The organism is Mesorhizobium sp. 113-3-9, from assembly GCF_016756515.1.
Lineage (GTDB): Bacteria > Pseudomonadota > Alphaproteobacteria > Rhizobiales > Rhizobiaceae > Mesorhizobium.
The window spans coordinates 5,371,169-5,387,121 of sequence record NZ_AP023246.1; the positions used below are offsets into that span (position 1 = coordinate 5,371,169).

Genomic DNA, 15,953 nt, shown 5'->3' on the forward strand with positions numbered 1-15,953 from the left:
GTTGGATCGGGCGACCGTCTCAGGGGCTGCGATCGTGGGATCAAAGCACTTCGGCAAGGAAGTGCTTCAGACGCGTGCTCTTCGGAGTGTCGAAGATCGCGGCGGGCGTGCCGGCCTCGATGACGCGGCCTTCATCCATGAAGACGACCTGATCGGCGACCTTGCGGGCAAAGCCCATTTCATGCGTCACCACGACCATTGTCATGCCGCGCCGGCCGAGGTCCGCCATCAGGTTGAGAACGCCCTTCACCAGTTCAGGATCGAGAGCGCTCGTCACCTCGTCGAACAGGATAACCTCCGGGTCCATCGCAAGCGCGCGGGCGATCGCCACGCGCTGCTGCTGTCCACCGGAAAGACCGCCGGGACGATGGTGTTTGCGGGCGGCGAGCCCGACATCGGCAAGGCGCGCCTCGGCGATGCGCTCGGCCTCCTGCACCGGAATGCCCTTGACCTTGGTCAGCGACAGCATGACGTTTTCCAGGGCTGTATGGTCCGGAAACAGGTTGAAATGCTGGAAAACCATGCCGACACGCCGGCGCAGTTTTTCAGGCTTCATCGCCAGGATGCTCGCGCCATCGAGCAGCACGTCACCACCCTTGGGTTCGACCAAGCGGTTGAGACAGCGCAACAAGGTCGACTTGCCCGACCCTGACGGGCCGATGACGCAGGTGACCGTCCCTGGCTTGACCGCCAGGCTGACGCCCTTGAGGACATCGAGATTGCCATAGGCCATGTCGAGATCGGTGATGGTGAGACTGCCGCCCTTGAAGCGGGGAAGCGCGGAATTGTCCTCAAGACCGCTCTGCGCAGGTGGATTGCTGACGGCGTTTTCCAGTTCATCGACCTCGGCAAGACCGCTGGTGACGTGGCCGGCCTTCTGCTTTCCAGCCCGCAGCGAGTTGTCGATGTAGTTGACCATGTGGGTCAATGGCACAGTGATGACGAGATAGAACACGCCGGCCAGAAGCAATGGCGAGAGGTTTCCGGTGACCACCGCCTGGTCCTGGCCGACACGGAAAATCTCGCGCTCCGATGCGAGTAGGCCGAGGAAGTAGACGAGGCTCGAATCCTTGACGTTGCCGATGAACTGGTTGACCAGGGCCGGCAAGACACGGCGGACGCCTTGCGGTATCACGATCAGGCGCATGCCTTGGCCGTAGCTCATGCTGAGCGCCCGGCAGGCCTCCATCTGCCCGCGCTCGACGCTCTGGATACCCGAGCGGAAGATTTCGCCGATGTAGGCGCCGGCGATCAGACTGAGGGCGAGAATGCCGAGCGGATAAGGCGAAGGCCCAAAGATTTCACGGCCGATGCGGGCAAAGCCCTGGCCGATCAGCAGGATGGTGACGATCGCCGGAAGGCCACGGAAAATATCGGTGTAGACCCGGGCGGGAAGGCGCAGCCAGCGCGATTGCGAGATGCCCATGACTGCCAGGATCATGCCGAGAACGACACCCAGTACCGTGGACGCGGCCGCGAGGATCAACGTGTTCTTCAATCCGATGGTGATCATGCTGGGCAGCACGTCCGCCATGGCCTGCCAGTCGAGGAAACTGCGCCGCAGGTTTTCAAGCCAGTCCATTCGCACCCCTTTCGGTTGCGCTGTCCGCATCGTCCGCCATCGAGTGCGGCAGCATAAGGCCCGGCCGCCGGTGTGAAAGCCGGCGGCCGGGTGCGATTACTTCTTGGGGAGATACTGGTCGGGCATCGGCGAACCGGGGAACCACTTCTCGTAGAGCGTCTTCCAGGTGCCGTCCTGCATGGCCGCATGAAGGGCGGTGTTCAATGCCTCGCGAAACTTGTCGTTGCCCTTGCGCACCACGAAGCCGGCGGGTGCGTCAAAGGAAGGAATATTGACCGCGATCTTCAGGTTCGGATAGCGAACGCCATAGTCCTTGGCGGCCTCGTAATCGAGGAAATGCGCGTCGACGGTTCCGTTGTTGAGTGCTGAAACGGCAGAATTGTTGTCGGGGAATTTGACGAGATCGGTTCCGACAAAATTCTTCGCCGCGTAGATTTCCTGGAGCGTCCCCTGCACGACGCCGAGGCGCTTGCCCTTGAGCCCTTCCGCCGACGTGATCGCCTTGTCGGCGGTCAGCACGGAGAGATAGCCTGCAAGATACCCGTCGGAAAAGTCGACGGTCTTCTTGCGCGCTTCCGTCGTGCCGATTGCCGCGACCGCGACATCGAAGCGCTCGTTCGCAACCGAAGGCATCAACGCCGAGAATTCCTGGCCGGTGAAGATCACCTGGTCCGGCTTGAATCCCAAGCGGCTCGCGACGTTGCGGAACAGTTCGATGTCGAAACCGGTGAAGGTGCCATCCGCCTGGGTGAAAGCGTAGGGTTTGGCATCGCCCATGGTCCCAACGCTGATGACTTTCGCATCAATAAGACCGTAGGGATTGTCATCCGCGGCGGCGGCTGTCGAAAGCAAGCCGGCGCCGATGCACACGGCCATAAGAGCCATTGCGCCGGTCCGCACCGGTGACATCAACGACTTGAGAATTCCTATCCTGCTCATGTCTTCTCTCCACTCTGAAGGTCTGTTCTTCTTGGTATTTGTGTCGAGCCCGCACTCTCGCGCCTGACATCGCCCGCCACCGCAATCGCGGGACGTTCCGTCACAGCCTCCTGGCTCGCAATTCTCTAAAAGAGACCGGTCTCTTGTTGATTGAGACCGGTCTCTTTGATAATCGTTATCGCCAGATTGACCTTCCGTCAACAACTCTTGTAGTCGTTCATCCGATGAAAAGAACCGCGCCCAAGACCCCGTCGATAACGGTCAGCGATGTCGCCCGCGCGGCAAACGTCTCGAAGGCTACAGCCGCGCGCGTGCTCGGCGGATACGGCGTCGTCAGCGACACGATCCGCGCTGATGTCGTGGCCGCGGCCAAGGCACTGGACTACCGTCCGAACGAGCTGGCTCGCAGCATGACGACCGGCCGGTCCGGCATCATCGGGGTGGTTGTCGGCGACATCGAGAACCCGTTCTTCAGCCTCGCGGTGCGTGGCATCAGCGACGCCGCAAGGGCAGCCGGGTTCAACGTCATTCTGGCTAATTCCGGCGAGCGGATCGAGGTTGAAAAGGCAGCTGTGCGGCTATTGATCGGCAAGCGCGTCGACGGGCTGATCGTCACGCCATCGGAATCGCGTGACATCTCACACCTGCGCGACATCCATCGTTCAGGCCGGCCGCTTGCCCTGCTCGACAGGGCGCTGCCCGATCTGGATGTCGATACAGTCACGGTCGACGATCGCGGCATCGCCATGCGAGCGACCCGCATTCTTGTGGATGCCGGACACCGCAAGATCGCCTATGTGACCGCGGTCGACGCCGAAGGGCACGAGTACCGCGATCTCGGGCAAATCTATACCTCGTCGGTTCGCGAGCGCATCGACGGTTTCCTCACCGTGTGCCGAGATGCCGGAATTGATCGGCCAGAACGTTATGTCCGCCTTGGTGCAACAAGCCCCGCCGAAACGCGCAGGGCTGCCGACGAGATGCTGTCCGGGCCGGATCGGCCGACGGCGGTCCTTGCCTCCGACAGCGTCATAGCACTGGAGATATTCAGGGTGATCCGCGAGCGCGGCTTGCGGGTTCCCGAGGACATTTCGCTGATCACCTTCCATGATGCGGACTGGACGAGCGTGACAACGCCACCCATCACCGTCATCGACCAGCCCGTCTACGCGCTTGGGAAGAGTGTCGCGGAATTGCTTATCCGGCGATTGAAGGGAGAGCCACGCCCGGCGGAAAGACTCATTCTGCCAACATCGATCTTTGAGCGCGGGTCCGTTGGCCCGCCCTCGTCAACTTCGCGATCATTGGTCCGGCGTTAGGCTCCCAATGCCTCGATGATGGCCCCGGCGACAAAGGCCGGATCCTCCCAATGCGGGTTGTGGCCACAGGCTTCGGCGCGCACAAGTCTCGCCCCCGCCAGGCTGCGCAACAGCGCCTCCTGGTGCGCCTCGCCAAACAGCGGGTCGCACGCGCCGGCGATGATCAGCGTCGGGGTCCGCACTGCCTGTGCCGCACTGGTCAGGTCGGCCGGGCATATCTCTTCCAGAATGGCGCGCCAGCGCGCCGCGGGCATGGCCGATGCGTCTTTCGCCAGGCCGGCTAGAAACGGCTGGGGCACATCGGACCGGCAGGCATGCCACCAGTCATAGAACGGGTCGGCTGGCGATATCGGGTCACGCAGGGCCTGGACACACGTCACGAGTGGATGGTTGCGTGCGAAATCGGGCTTCAACGTGCCGGCCATGACCACCAGCCCCCCGAGGAGTTCCGCGTATCGCGCGGCCAGAGCGATGGCCACCATGGCGCCCAGCGAATGGCCCACGACAACAGGCCGATCGAGTTGGAGATGCCGGATCAGCCCGGCAATGTCATCGGCGAAGTCGGTAATGCCGCAACCTTTGCCCGCCGGCGAGGCGCCATGGCCGCGCAGGTCGGGCATGATCAGCCGGCGGCCGGCCAGGTGCGGCGCCAGCAGCGAAAAGCTGCGGCTGGTGTCGGTGAAGCCGTGCACCAGAACCAGCGCCGGCTCGGCGCCCGATATCTCGACATAGGCGATCTCGAGGCCGCCGGGATTGACGAATTGCTTACGGCCGGCCCATGCGTCCTGCTCCGCAGCCGATGCCGCCTTCAGTTCGACCGCCGTCACAGGCCGAGCTTCTCCTTGACCGCGGCAAGGCCGGGCTTGCCGTCGAAGGTGGTGACGCCGGCGAGCCAGGCGTCAAGGCGGCCCTTGTTCAGCGTGATCGCCTTCAGGGCCCCGTCCTCCGGCTTCATGCCGTCATTGATCAGGTAGCCCATGCCGACATTCTCGAAATCGATGTCGAAGGCGAGATTTTTCAGGAACTGCGCGACATTGGGACATTGCTGCAGATAGCCCTTGCGGACCTGCGTCGTCACCGTCGCGGCGCCGAAGTTCGGGCCAAAGAACTTGTCGCCACCAGTCAGATATTTGAAATCGTACATGGTGTTCATCGGATGCGGGGCCCAGCCCTGAAAGACGATGAACTGCTTCTCCTTGATCTCATAGCCGACCTCCGAGAGCATGCCCGCTTCGCTCGACTCGACCACGTGCCAGCCGTCAAGGCCGAAGGCCGGATCGGCGATGGCGTCCATCATCAATTGATTGGAACCGGGTTCGATGCCGTACATTTTCTTGCCGAACTTGTCGGCGAATTTGTGCAGGTCGGAAACGTCCTTGACCCCGGCCTCCCAGACATAGGTCGGTACGGCGAAGGTGTATTTGGCCCCGACGAGATTGACGCGGACATTCTCGATCGAGCCGTCCTTCTTGTAGGGCTCGTAGTAGGTGACCATTGCTGGATCCCAGTAACCCAGGAACAGGTCGAGATCCCTGTTTTTCATGCCCTCGTAGATGACGTTGATGCCGAGCACTTCGCTCTGCGACTGATAGCCGAGCGCTTGCAGCAGGATGTTGGCCACACCAGTGGTGAAGGCGAGATCGTTCCAGCCAGGCTCGGCCATGCGAACGGTCCTGCACTCTTCGGCCTCTGCCGCCTGGGCCGCGTGAGACACCAGCACCAAAGCGGCAAGGCACACGCCATTTGCAAGGATGCGCAACATTTCGGTTCTCCTCTTGTCCTCAATTGACCAATTGGTCTTTTTATTGTCCCACTGGTCAATAGTTGATCTAGGCGGACGAAGATGTCAACGTGGATTCGCAATGCCTGGATCGAACCCGTGAAACTCAAGCGTCTCGGTGACATACGCCGCAAGGAGTTGCGGCAAGCGGCTTTCGCGGTGCTGGAGCGCGAAGGCATTGCCGGCGCGACCCTGGAAAAGGTTGCCGCCCATGCCGGCGCCTCCAAGGGCATCGTGCTGCACTATTTTCGCAACAAGCAGGAATTGTTCGAACATGCGATGCGCGAAGCCAACGCCGTGCTGCGCGACGCCGTGGTCGCCCGGCTTCGTCGGGCGCGCTCGCCAAGGGAACGCCTCGATGCGGTGATCGATGGCAATTTCGAGGAGCATCTGTTCCAGCCATCGCTTTGCCATGCCTGGCTTTCGCTCTGCGCCGAGGTGCCGCGCGACGAGAAGCTGGCGCGGATCCAGAAGGTGCTTCACGCGCGCATGCGCTCGAACCTGTTGTCCGGTCTGCACGGCCTCACCTCGCCCAACGTTGCCGATGACATCGCGCTTGGCGTCACCGCGCTGATCGACGGGCTTTGGTTGCGGCTCGGCCTGGAGCCGGGCAGCGTGTCGCGCGAGCAGGCCATCCGCCAGGTCAAGGATTTCGTTGCCGCGCGGCTGGCCATGCACCAGCCTGCTACCGTCAGCGCATAGGCCGGCCCCGGCCTTTGGGTAGGCCGAATTCCATGCCAAGCGAAGGGCGCGCCGTCAGGGCGGCCAGCCGGTCGCGCGCTTGCGCCGCTCAAGGCCGGATTTCAGGTTGCCGCCGGCGGCGGCATGATCCTTCAGGAGCCTCGCCCATGCCGCCACCGCTGCCGCGCGTGTCAGGCGGGTCCTGGCGAAATCCTGCGCCTCAGCGGCTATCTCGGCCTCCAGTTTCGGATTGGCGCGCAGCCACTCTATGCGTTCGGCCAGATCGGACAGGTCGCGCGCCACCGGGACATAGTGGCGAAACGGCTCGATATCGTCGAAGAACCACTCGCGCCACGGCCGATCCTGCAACAGCACGACCCGTTTGGTGTGGAGCAGCATCTTGAAGCGGCCACTGTAGCCCGCACCCTCGACGTCGATCATGTACCTGTAGGTGGCGACCTGGTCTTCCATTGTCTTGAAGGTCGCGGAATACCGATTGATGTCGGTGTTGTAGTTCGGCTCGGTGTTGTAGGCCTCAATCAGATCCGGCCGCGCCTTTGCAATCTCGACTATCGCCTGGCGAGCATGGTTCATGCAGCGCCCCGCCCAGAACAATCTGTCATCGCGCGGCGGCTCTTCGGAGGCGGCAGCCATCGCCCGCGTTTTCTGGTCGTAATCGTCGAACTTCGCGTCCGGCCAGCCACCGAAAACGAAATCCGGCGCGGCTACCTCGCCATAGCCGTCGGCTTGAGAGAAGGCAAAGCGCGTGCGGAAATAGCGATACCTTCTGCGCGACGGCGTATCGCCGAGCAGCATATAGAAGGGCGGCAGGCTTTCGACGCCCAGGGACGCCAATGCCTCGGCGATCAAGGTCAGGACCTGCACGTGCCGCTCAAGCCAGGCAGCGCGGGAGCGCACCTTGAGCGTCCCGCCTTCGAAACGGCAATGGATCTCGCCGCGATTGAGCCCAGGCAGAAAGCGCCTGCCAACCTCGACGACATCGACAGCCATGGGAAGCGCTTTCGGTCCGTTCTTGAGTGGTGCCATTTTCAAAAGACGCTCGCCGCGGCCCGTTTCGATCAAACGCGGCTATCCCGTTGGCGCGGCGGATGCAAGGGCAGACAATCCCGGCGTCGGCACCTGACGAAGTTCATACCGTGGGATAGGCCCGCGGCTTGACCCGGGCCGCGACCATGCGGTGCTCTGGCCTGACCCAAAACTTCGGAGCGCCAAATGAGGCTTCAAGACAAGCATGCGCTGGTGACCGGCGGCTCGGACGGCATCGGCCTGGCAATCGCCGAGGCGTTCCTGCGCGAGGGCGCCGATGTCATGATCGTCGGCCGCGACGCCGGCAAGCTCGAAGCCGCGCGCGAGAAACTGGCGGCTGCCGGCCCAGGAGGAACCGTGGAGACATTGTCGGCCGACCTTGCCACAAGCCCCGGCATCGCAGCGGTTGCCGAACACGTGAAAGGCTCCGGCCGGCCGCTCGACGTTCTCGTCAACAATGCCGGTGTGGCCTATCTCGTGCCATTCGAGACCGTAAGCGAGGCACAATTCCAGCACTCCTTCGCGCTCAATGTGACAGCCGCGTTCTTCCTCACCCAGGGACTGCTGCGGCATTTTGGTGCTGGCGCCTCCGTCATCAACATCTCCTCCTATTTCGCCAACAAGATGATCCCGAAGCGGCCGTCCAGCCTTTACTCCCTGTCCAAGGGCGCGTTGAACTCGCTGACCAAATCGCTGGCCTTCGAGCTCGGCCCGCGCGGCATCCGTGTCAACGCCATCGCGCCCGGCACGGTCGACACAGCCATGCGGCGCCGGTCGATCGAGAACCTGCCGGCGGCCGCGCAGGCCGATCTCAAGGCCTATGTCGAGCGAAGTTATCCCCTCGGCCGCATCGGCCAGACGAGCGATCTGGCCGGCATCGCGATCTATCTGGCGAGCGATGAGGCGGCGTGGACCAGCGGCGGCATCTTCTCCATCGACGGCGGCTACACCGCGGGGTGAGCTGCGGGCTGGCGTCTTGCGCCGTGGACAAGCCGGTGTAACAAGCCGGTGTACTTGACCGACGTCCGATTCCGCGTCTGTCACGAAGAGCGAGAATATCCCGGACACGCGTGCCGCCATGTCGTCAGACGATCCGCTGATCCTCTTCTACACGACGTTCTTCGGCAAGCCCGTCGACATTGGGTCCATCCATTGCGAATTGCCGGGGCGGTGGACGCTGGACAAACGCCGGATTTCCGAGGCGGCGGCAGTTGTTTGCCACATTCCGAACTTCCGCGAAATCGGCGACGCCTGCAAGTACCCTGGCCAATACTGGGTGGCCTGGTCCATGGAGAGCCGCCAAAACCACAGCCGCATCGCCGATCCCAAGATCATGCAGCACTTCGACCTCACGATGACGCATGAATCCGGGTCGGACGTCTGGGTGCCCTACCTTCCGCCCAAGCAATGGTGGGAAGAAATATTGGCCAAACCAATCGGGCCGAAGACGGAAGAGGCACCGGTCGCACTCTTTCAATCGGCCGGGCTGAACCACAGCGGTCGCGTCGATCTGGCGACCGAACTGTCACGCCACATCAAGATCGATTCCTATGGCCGACACTTCAACAACCGGTCGATCATCGGCCCCGATCTCGGTCAGAAGACCAAGATCGAAACCATTGCGCGGCACAAATTCTGCTTTGCCACGGAGAACTCGATAGAGCCCGACTATGTCACCGAGAAGATCTACGACGCATTCGCGGCCGGCACCGTGCCGATCTACCTTGGCGCCCCGAATGTTGATGAATTCGTCCCTGCAAATTCATACATCGACGCCAACGCTTTCCCCAACGCCAGGGACCTGGCGGCCTATCTCCAGCATCTGATCGAAACGCCGCAAGATTACGAGACCTACTTTGCCTGGCGCTCGACGCCACTGCCCGACAGTCTCGTCAAACGTCTGCAAGGCTTGGAAATCCCTGCCTTCTGTCGGTTGATGAACCTTGTGGGTCAACGCCGGGAAGAACGGCCAAATCCGCCATCGGGACGGCCAATTCTCCCTTTCGGCCGCATCTCCTTCCTGCGCACGCGGCTGCGTCGCTGGAAGAAAAAGGTCGGAGGCTGACGACCGGGGCATGAGGGGAGAAGGAGGAATGCTCCTTCAACCGATTTGCATTCACACCACCCGCAATCTCCGCTTGAAGGCCATTGTGCAACGCGATACGCCCTTGCCCAAATCGACAGACCGGAGACTTGCCGTGAGCACGCCAAAGACCAGAACCGAAACCGATACGTTCGGCCCCATCGAGGTTGCAGCCGACCGTTATTGGGGGGCGCAGGCGCAGCGTTCCCTGGGCAATTTCAAGATCGGCTGGGAAAAGCAGCCGGCTTCGATCGTGCGCGCGCTCGGCATCGTCAAGCGGGCCGCGGCGGAAGCCAACATGGAGCTGAAGCGGCTCGATCCGGCGATCGGCAAGGCGATCATCGCGGCCGCGCAAGAGGTCATCGACGGCAAGCTCAACGACCATTTCCCGCTGGTGGTCTGGCAGACCGGCTCCGGCACGCAGTCCAACATGAACGCCAATGAGGTGATCTCCAACCGGGCGATCGAGATGCTTGGCGGCGTGATGGGGTCGAAGAAGCCGGTGCACCCCAACGATCACGTGAACATGAGCCAGTCGTCGAACGACACCTATCCGACGGCCATGCACATTGCCTGCGCCGAGCGCATCGTGCACGATTTGCTGCCGGCGCTGAAGCACCTTCACAAGGCTCTGGACGCCAAGGCCAGGGCCTTCAATCACATCATCAAGATCGGCCGCACGCACACGCAGGATGCCACTCCCCTCACCCTCGGCCAGGAATTTTCCGGCTATGCGGCGCAGGTCGCCTCCTCGATCAAGCGCATCGAAATGACGCTGCCCGGACTGCAGGAACTGGCGCAGGGCGGCACCGCCGTCGGTACCGGCCTCAATGCGCCTGTCGGCTTCGCCGAGCGGGTGGCTGATCGCATCGCCGCCATCACCGGCATCGCCTTCGTCACCGCGCCGAACAAGTTCGAGGCGCTCGCCGCACACGATTCCATGGTGTTCTCGCACGGCGCCATCAACGCGGCTGCCGCAGCACTCTTCAAGGTCGCCAACGACATCCGCTTCCTCGGCTCCGGCCCACGCTCCGGGCTCGGCGAATTATCGCTGCCGGAGAACGAGCCCGGCTCTTCGATCATGCCCGGCAAGGTCAACCCGACGCAGTGCGAAGCGATGACACAGGTCTGCGTGCAGGTGTTCGGCAACAACGCCGCGGTGACCTTCGCCGGCAGCCAGGGCCATTTCGAGCTCAATGTCTACAATCCGCTGATGGCCTACAACTTCCTGCAGTCCGTGCAGCTCCTCGCCGACGCGTCGGTCTCCTTCACCGACAATTGCGTCGTCGGCATCGAGGCCCGCGAAGACAACATCAAGGCGGCCCTCGACCGCTCGCTGATGCTGGTAACGGCGCTGGCCCCGACCATCGGCTATGACAACGCCGCCAAGATCGCCAAGACGGCGCACAAGAAGGGCACCACACTGCGCGAGGAAGCACTGGCCACCGGGCTGGTCAGCGAGGCTGACTATGACCGGCTGGTGCGGCCGGAGGACATGACGCATCCGGGATAAGGTGTTTTCGGCGGGAGAATTTCCTCCCGCCGCCCCGCCTTTCGACACGAATTTCGCGCGTCTTGCCCGATCATGGAAATGTACGGACTGTGAACAATGTGTCGCCAGATAGGCGGCTTTGGTGAACAGTCGGCATCGTCTATCTCTGGCTCATTCAACCCATTCGGAGAGCCACCATGTCCATCAACACTTCAGCCGCCGGCGCCGGCACCGCGTCCAACAGCTCTGTCACCATCCTCCTCGGCCGCATCCTGCTCGCTGTCATTTTCCTGCTTTCCGGTTTCGGCAAGCTCACCGCCATTTCCGGCACCGCCGCCTATTTCGGCGGCCTCGGCTTGCCGGCGCCAACGGCAACGGCCGTCATCGTCGGTCTGATCGAACTGCTTGGCGGCCTTGCCGTCCTCGTCGGCTTCCAGACCAGGCTCGCCGCCTGGGTGCTCGCTGTCTTCACCGTCGCCACCGGTCTGGTCGCGCACACCGGCTGGGCCGACCAGATGCAGATGATCCAGTTTCTCAAGAACCTCGCCATCACCGGCGGCTTCCTGCTGCTGGCTTCATCGGGCGCCGGCGCCTACTCCATCGACGCCAAGCGCGGCTAATCCTTCTTCCCATACCTGAGAGAAGCGGCGCGGAATTTTCCGCGCCGCTTTTTCGTTGTCTGGAATAGCCAGTTCGGTTTCGGCTCCAGCTTCGCAGGCGTAAGCTGCGCGGCGCCGGCTCGATCCCAATCGGGCGCCGGCAAGGGAGGTGGCCATGACCCGCAACGCATTGCTTCTGGTTTCGCGACTGCTGTTTGCCGTGCTGTTCGTACCGTCCGGCTTCCAGGCCCTCGCCAACATTGCCGGCACGACCAGTTATTTCGCCGGCCTCGGCCTGCCGCTGCCAGCCCTTGCCGCCTGGGGCACGGGCCTGTTCGAGCTGATCGCCGGATTGCTGGTCCTCGTCGGCTTCCAGACCCGGGTCGTGGCGCTGCTGCTGGCAGCCTTCTGCGTCGTTGCCGGCTTCATCGGCCATTACGGCCAGGGCGCTGACGATGCGACGCTCGCCTTCCTGCACCAGCAGATGCTGATGAAGGACATTGCGATCGCGGGTGGCTTCGTGGCGCTGGCCATGGCCGGTGCCGGAGCCTGGTCGGCCGACGGACGCAGTTTCGGCATCGGTGCGGACGCGACCTGAGCCTCGATCCACCGGAACGCGCTATTTGACCGAAACGCTCGGCCCGCCTTCCACTGCCAGCACCAGCCTGCGGTTGGTGATCCGAGCCAGCTGCGCCAGCCGGCCGGCTGGCCGCTCGCCGTAGAGGTCGGAGAGCGAGGCCGGCAACACCAGCGCCAGCACGCCATTGGCGCGCGGCTCCCATTTCAGCCTGGGCATGATGCCGGGCATCGAGGCCGTCAGCAGATAGACGACACGCATCATCGCCGCCAGCACCCTGGCCCGCTCGAGGTAGCGCGGCGTCGCCAACGCCTTGATTTCCGGCGCGATGGATTCGTTGAAGATGCCGTCGTGACGATAGGCGTTGGCCAGCGCCAGGAAGGCACGGCCCGGATGGTCGACGCCGAAGAAAGAGGCATGAGCAATGATGTTGAGCGATTGCCTGCCGCGATACTCGGGATGCGCGCGCCAGCCGATGTCGGCCAGCAGTGCGGCGGCATGGCGGTAGCGCGCCTCGTCCTCGGTCTCGTCGATGCCGAAGGCGGCGAAGGATTTGGCCGTCCAGTCGACCAGTTCATGCGCATGGGTGACCGAGCGCGAACGCAACCGGGCAAGCTCCTCGGACGCCGAAATCAACGGATCCGCCTTCTGCTCCGCCTCGTCGAGCAACGAATAGAGGAAGCCTTCGCGCACACCGAGCGCCGAGACGATGATCTTCGACGGCTGCATCGCCGCCATGATCTCCTGCAGCACAATGGCGCCGTATGGCAGCAGCGAACGGCGGTTCTTCGAGACGCCTTCGATGCCCTTGACCTTCTCGATCTCGGCTTTGCCCACCTGCTTGAGAAAGTTCGCCGCACTGTCGGCTGATATCTCGTAATGGTGCATGACGCCGAGCGGGTAGTTGGTCATCTCCATGTGCAGCCGGGCGAGGTTTCGCCAAGTGCCGCCGACGGCGTAGAAGGGCCGGCCCTGCCCGCCCTTCAACAGCTTGGCCCGCGCAAGCTCTTCGCGCGCGATCTTCTGCGCCTGGGTGAGCGAGTTCTTCGCCATGTCCTGCAGGCGCAGACCACCGAGCGGCAGCGTTATGCCGTCACCGATTGCCTCGCCACTGACGTCGACAAGTTCGAGACTGCCGCCGCCCAGGTCGCCGGCGATGCCATTGGCCGGATGGAAGCCGGAAATGACGCCGAGCGCCGAATAGTGGGCTTCCTGGCGCCCGCTAATCACCCGGATCTCGGTCTTGAGCACGTCCTCGGCCCGATGGATGAAATCGGGACCATTGATCGCCTCGCGCGCGGCGGCGGTGGCCAAGACATACATATGCTCGGCGCCGGCCTGATCGGACAGCGCGCGAAAGCGGCGGAACTCTTCCATCGAGCGCGTCACCGCCTCGGGGTCGAGTTTGCCGGTCGAAACGATGCCGCGGCCAAGACCAGCCAGCATCTTTTCGTTGAACAGCATGGTCGGCGAGCGCGCCAGCCCTTCATAGACAACGAGGCGGATCGAATTCGACCCGATGTCGATGATGGATAGCGGTCGGCGGTCCTGCAGCCGGCCCTGGGAATCAGACAGCATCAGGTGGACGCTGCGGCGTTCTTCTTGCGGCGCTTGAACTGCGCAATGCGTTTGGGCGCATGCGACTTCAGCGCGTCACCCCGTCCGGACAGGCTCGGATTGGTCATGAAATATTCCTGCGCGTTGAACGGTTCCTCGCCCTCCTCCAGCACCACGCGCCGGGAGGTTCCATCAGCCAATACGTCGAAACTTTGCTGATTGTCCATGATGTTGCCGAGCATGATCTGGCCGAGCACCTGTTCATGCACAGTTGGATTGGTGATCGGCACCATGGTCTCGACACGACGGTCGAGATTGCGCGGCATCAGGTCGGCCGAGGAGATGTAGACGATCGCCTCGTCCGACGGCAGGCCATGGCCATTACCGAAGCAATAGATGCGGCTGTGCTCCAGGAAGCGGCCGACGATCGATTTGACCCTGATGTTTTCCGACAGGCCCGGCACCTGTGGCCGAAGGCAGCAGATGCCGCGCACGACGAGGTCGATCTCGACACCGGCGCGGCTGGCATCATAGAGGGCGTCGATGATGATCGGGTCGACAAGCGCGTTCATCTTCATCCAGATGCGCGCCGGCCTGCCCTCCAGCGCATGGGCGACTTCGTCGGAAATGTGCTGCAGGATGCGGTTCCGCAGCGTGAACGGCGAGATCGCGAGCCGCATTTCGGCGGTCGGCTCGGCATAGCCGGTGATGAAATTGAACAGCTGCGCGACGTCGCGGGCAATCGTCGGGTCCGTGGTGAAGAAGGACAGGTCGGTGTAGATGCGCGCGGTGACCGGATGGTAGTTGCCGGTGCCAAGATGCACGTAATTGCGCAGCTTGCCGTCCTCGCGCCGCACCACCAGCGACATCTTGGCATGGGTCTTCAGTTCGAGGAAACCGAACACGACCTGCACGCCGGCGCGCTCCAGGTCGCGCGCCCAGCGGATGTTGGCTTCCTCGTCGAAGCGCGCCTTGAGCTCGACCAGTGCGGTCACCGACTTGCCGGCCTCGGCCGCGTCGACCAGCGCGCGCACGATCGGGCTGTCGTTGGAGGTGCGGTAAAGCGTCTGCTTGATCGCCACCACTTCGGGGTCGGCCATTGCCTGGCGCAGGAACTGCACCACCACGTCGAAGGATTCGTAGGGGTGGTGGACGATGATGTCCTTCTCGCGGATGGCGGCAAAGCAATCGCCGCCATGCTCGCGGATGCGCTCGGGAAAGCGCGGATTGTAGGGCCTGAATTTGAGGTCGTCGCGGGGCACGGCGACGATCTCGGAGATCTGGCTGAGCGCCAGCGGCCCGGTCAGGACGCTGATGCGGCTCGATGAGACGCCGAGTTCGCTGGCCACGAAATCGCGCAATTCGTCAGGCATCAGCTTGTCGAACTCGATGCGGATCACCGATCCGCGACGGCGGCGCTTCAGCGCGGTCTCGAACAGGCGCACCAGATCTTCCGATTCTTCCTCGACCTCGATATCGCTGTCGCGGATGATGCGGAACGTGCCCGAGCCCTTGACCTCGTAGCCGGGGAACAGCTTGCCGATATAGAGCCCGACCGCCTCTTCCAGCGGGATGAAGCGGACATGGTGCTTGCGATCCGGAAGGCGGATGAAGCGCTTCAGCGCCACTGGCAGGCGCAGGAGCGCGCTCATTTCCTCGCCGTTCTTGCGATGGCGAAGCTGCAGGGCCATCGAGAAGCCGAGATTGGGAATGAACGGAAACGGATGCGCCGGGTCGATCGACAGCGGGGTAAGCACCGGAAACACCTGATCCTGGAAATGCTCTTCCAACCAGATCTTCTCGTCCTTGGTCAGAGCGTCGCGGGTGATGGTCTCGATGCCTTCCTTGTTGAGCAGCACAGTCAGCGCCGAAAGGCTCTTCTGCTGGTCTTCCTGCAGCCGTTCGACCTCGCGCAGCAGCTGTTCGAGCTGCTGTTCGGGAGTGCGGCCATCAGGGCTCTTCAGCACGATGCCCTCGCGGACCTGGCCGGCGAGGCCGGCGACCCGCACCATGAAGAATTCGTCGAGATTGGCAGCCGAGATCGAGAGGAAACGGACGCGCTCCAGCAGCGGATGATGGGTGTTCAGCGATTCCTCGAGCACGCGGCGATTGAACTGCAGCCAGGAAAACTCGCGATTGACGAAACGATCGGGATTGCCGCCTTCCGGGCTCGCCACTTCAACATTGATGAATTCGCTCTGCACCGGCTTCAGTTCGTTCATGGTTCCTGCTCTTTCCACCGCTCAGCCGGTTAACCGGCTTAACTTATCCTCTGACAGGCTTTTGCGACAGTTTCA

14 protein-coding genes are annotated in these 15,953 nt (G+C 62.8%); 7 read left to right on the plus strand and 7 right to left on the minus strand.

What is annotated here, in order from left to right; all coding sequences use genetic code 11:
• Positions 1-40: 40 nt before the first annotated feature.
• Both MesoLj_RS36670 and MesoLj_RS26365 read right to left on the minus strand, forming a co-directional pair.
• A complete protein-coding gene (locus MesoLj_RS36670) occupies positions 41-1,582 on the minus strand; it encodes an amino acid ABC transporter permease/ATP-binding protein (protein ID WP_140768226.1) in 1,542 nt (513 codons plus the stop codon).
• Positions 1,583-1,678: 96 nt separating this feature from the next.
• Positions 1,679-2,521, minus strand: coding sequence for an ABC transporter substrate-binding protein (locus MesoLj_RS26365; protein WP_140768228.1), 843 nt, complete (start codon positions 2,519-2,521; stop codon positions 1,679-1,681).
• Positions 2,522-2,745: 224 nt separating this feature from the next.
• On the opposite strand from MesoLj_RS26365, the gene MesoLj_RS26370 reads away from it, so the two are divergent.
• Positions 2,746-3,840 (plus strand): LacI family DNA-binding transcriptional regulator, encoded by a 1,095-nt coding sequence (locus MesoLj_RS26370; RefSeq protein WP_202327478.1) that lies wholly within the window; start codon positions 2,746-2,748, stop codon positions 3,838-3,840.
• Here MesoLj_RS26370 and MesoLj_RS26375 read toward each other — a convergent pair.
• Positions 3,837-4,667, minus strand: a complete 831-nt coding sequence (locus MesoLj_RS26375; protein WP_202323088.1) for an alpha/beta fold hydrolase — start codon at positions 4,665-4,667, stop codon at positions 3,837-3,839. The two genes, MesoLj_RS26370 and MesoLj_RS26375, sit on opposite strands and share 4 nt — an antisense overlap.
• Positions 4,664-5,602, minus strand: a complete 939-nt coding sequence (gene choX, locus MesoLj_RS26380; protein ID WP_202323089.1) for a choline ABC transporter substrate-binding protein — start codon at positions 5,600-5,602, stop codon at positions 4,664-4,666. Before choX ends, MesoLj_RS26375 begins: the two co-directional genes overlap by 4 nt.
• A gap of 81 nt (positions 5,603-5,683) precedes the next feature.
• Between choX and betI the strand changes: the two genes are divergently transcribed.
• On the plus strand, positions 5,684-6,322 hold the full coding sequence (gene betI, locus MesoLj_RS26385; RefSeq protein WP_202323090.1) for a choline-binding transcriptional repressor BetI: 639 nt from the start codon (positions 5,684-5,686) through the stop codon (positions 6,320-6,322).
• Positions 6,323-6,376: 54 nt separating this feature from the next.
• Here the strand turns inward: betI and MesoLj_RS26390 are convergent, their stop codons facing one another.
• Positions 6,377-7,384, minus strand: coding sequence for a glycosyl transferase family 90 (locus MesoLj_RS26390; RefSeq protein WP_202323091.1), 1,008 nt, complete (start codon positions 7,382-7,384; stop codon positions 6,377-6,379).
• A gap of 150 nt (positions 7,385-7,534) precedes the next feature.
• On the opposite strand from MesoLj_RS26390, the gene MesoLj_RS26395 reads away from it, so the two are divergent.
• The 5 genes from MesoLj_RS26395 to MesoLj_RS26415 all read left to right on the plus strand — a co-directional run bounded on the left by MesoLj_RS26395 (position 7,535) and on the right by MesoLj_RS26415 (position 12,120).
• Entirely contained in the window at positions 7,535-8,308 is a 774-nt protein-coding gene (locus MesoLj_RS26395) for an SDR family NAD(P)-dependent oxidoreductase (RefSeq protein WP_202323092.1), read from the plus strand.
• Positions 8,309-8,426: 118 nt separating this feature from the next.
• A complete protein-coding gene (locus MesoLj_RS26400; protein ID WP_202323093.1) occupies positions 8,427-9,413 on the plus strand; it encodes a glycosyltransferase family 10 domain-containing protein in 987 nt (328 codons plus the stop codon).
• 133 nt (positions 9,414-9,546) lie between these two features.
• Positions 9,547-10,944: a class II fumarate hydratase gene (fumC, locus tag MesoLj_RS26405; RefSeq protein ID WP_140768240.1), complete on the plus strand. Its 1,398-nt coding sequence runs from the start codon at positions 9,547-9,549 to the stop codon at positions 10,942-10,944.
• A gap of 176 nt (positions 10,945-11,120) precedes the next feature.
• The gene (locus MesoLj_RS26410) at positions 11,121-11,543 is read left to right on the plus strand and encodes a DoxX family protein (protein ID WP_140768242.1); all 423 of its coding nucleotides are present in this window, start codon (positions 11,121-11,123) and stop codon (positions 11,541-11,543) included.
• A gap of 154 nt (positions 11,544-11,697) precedes the next feature.
• On the plus strand, positions 11,698-12,120 hold the full coding sequence (locus tag MesoLj_RS26415; protein WP_202323094.1) for a DoxX family protein: 423 nt from the start codon (positions 11,698-11,700) through the stop codon (positions 12,118-12,120).
• A gap of 21 nt (positions 12,121-12,141) precedes the next feature.
• On the opposite strand, the gene ppx is transcribed toward MesoLj_RS26415, so the two are convergent.
• Together ppx and MesoLj_RS26425 are read right to left on the minus strand one after the other, a co-directional pair.
• Positions 12,142-13,677: an exopolyphosphatase gene (gene ppx / locus MesoLj_RS26420; RefSeq protein ID WP_140768246.1), complete on the minus strand. Its 1,536-nt coding sequence runs from the start codon at positions 13,675-13,677 to the stop codon at positions 12,142-12,144.
• A complete protein-coding gene (locus MesoLj_RS26425) occupies positions 13,677-15,878 on the minus strand; it encodes an RNA degradosome polyphosphate kinase (protein ID WP_202323095.1) in 2,202 nt (733 codons plus the stop codon). The genes ppx and MesoLj_RS26425 overlap by 1 nt, the downstream gene beginning before the upstream one ends.
• Positions 15,879-15,953: the final 75 nt, after the last annotated feature.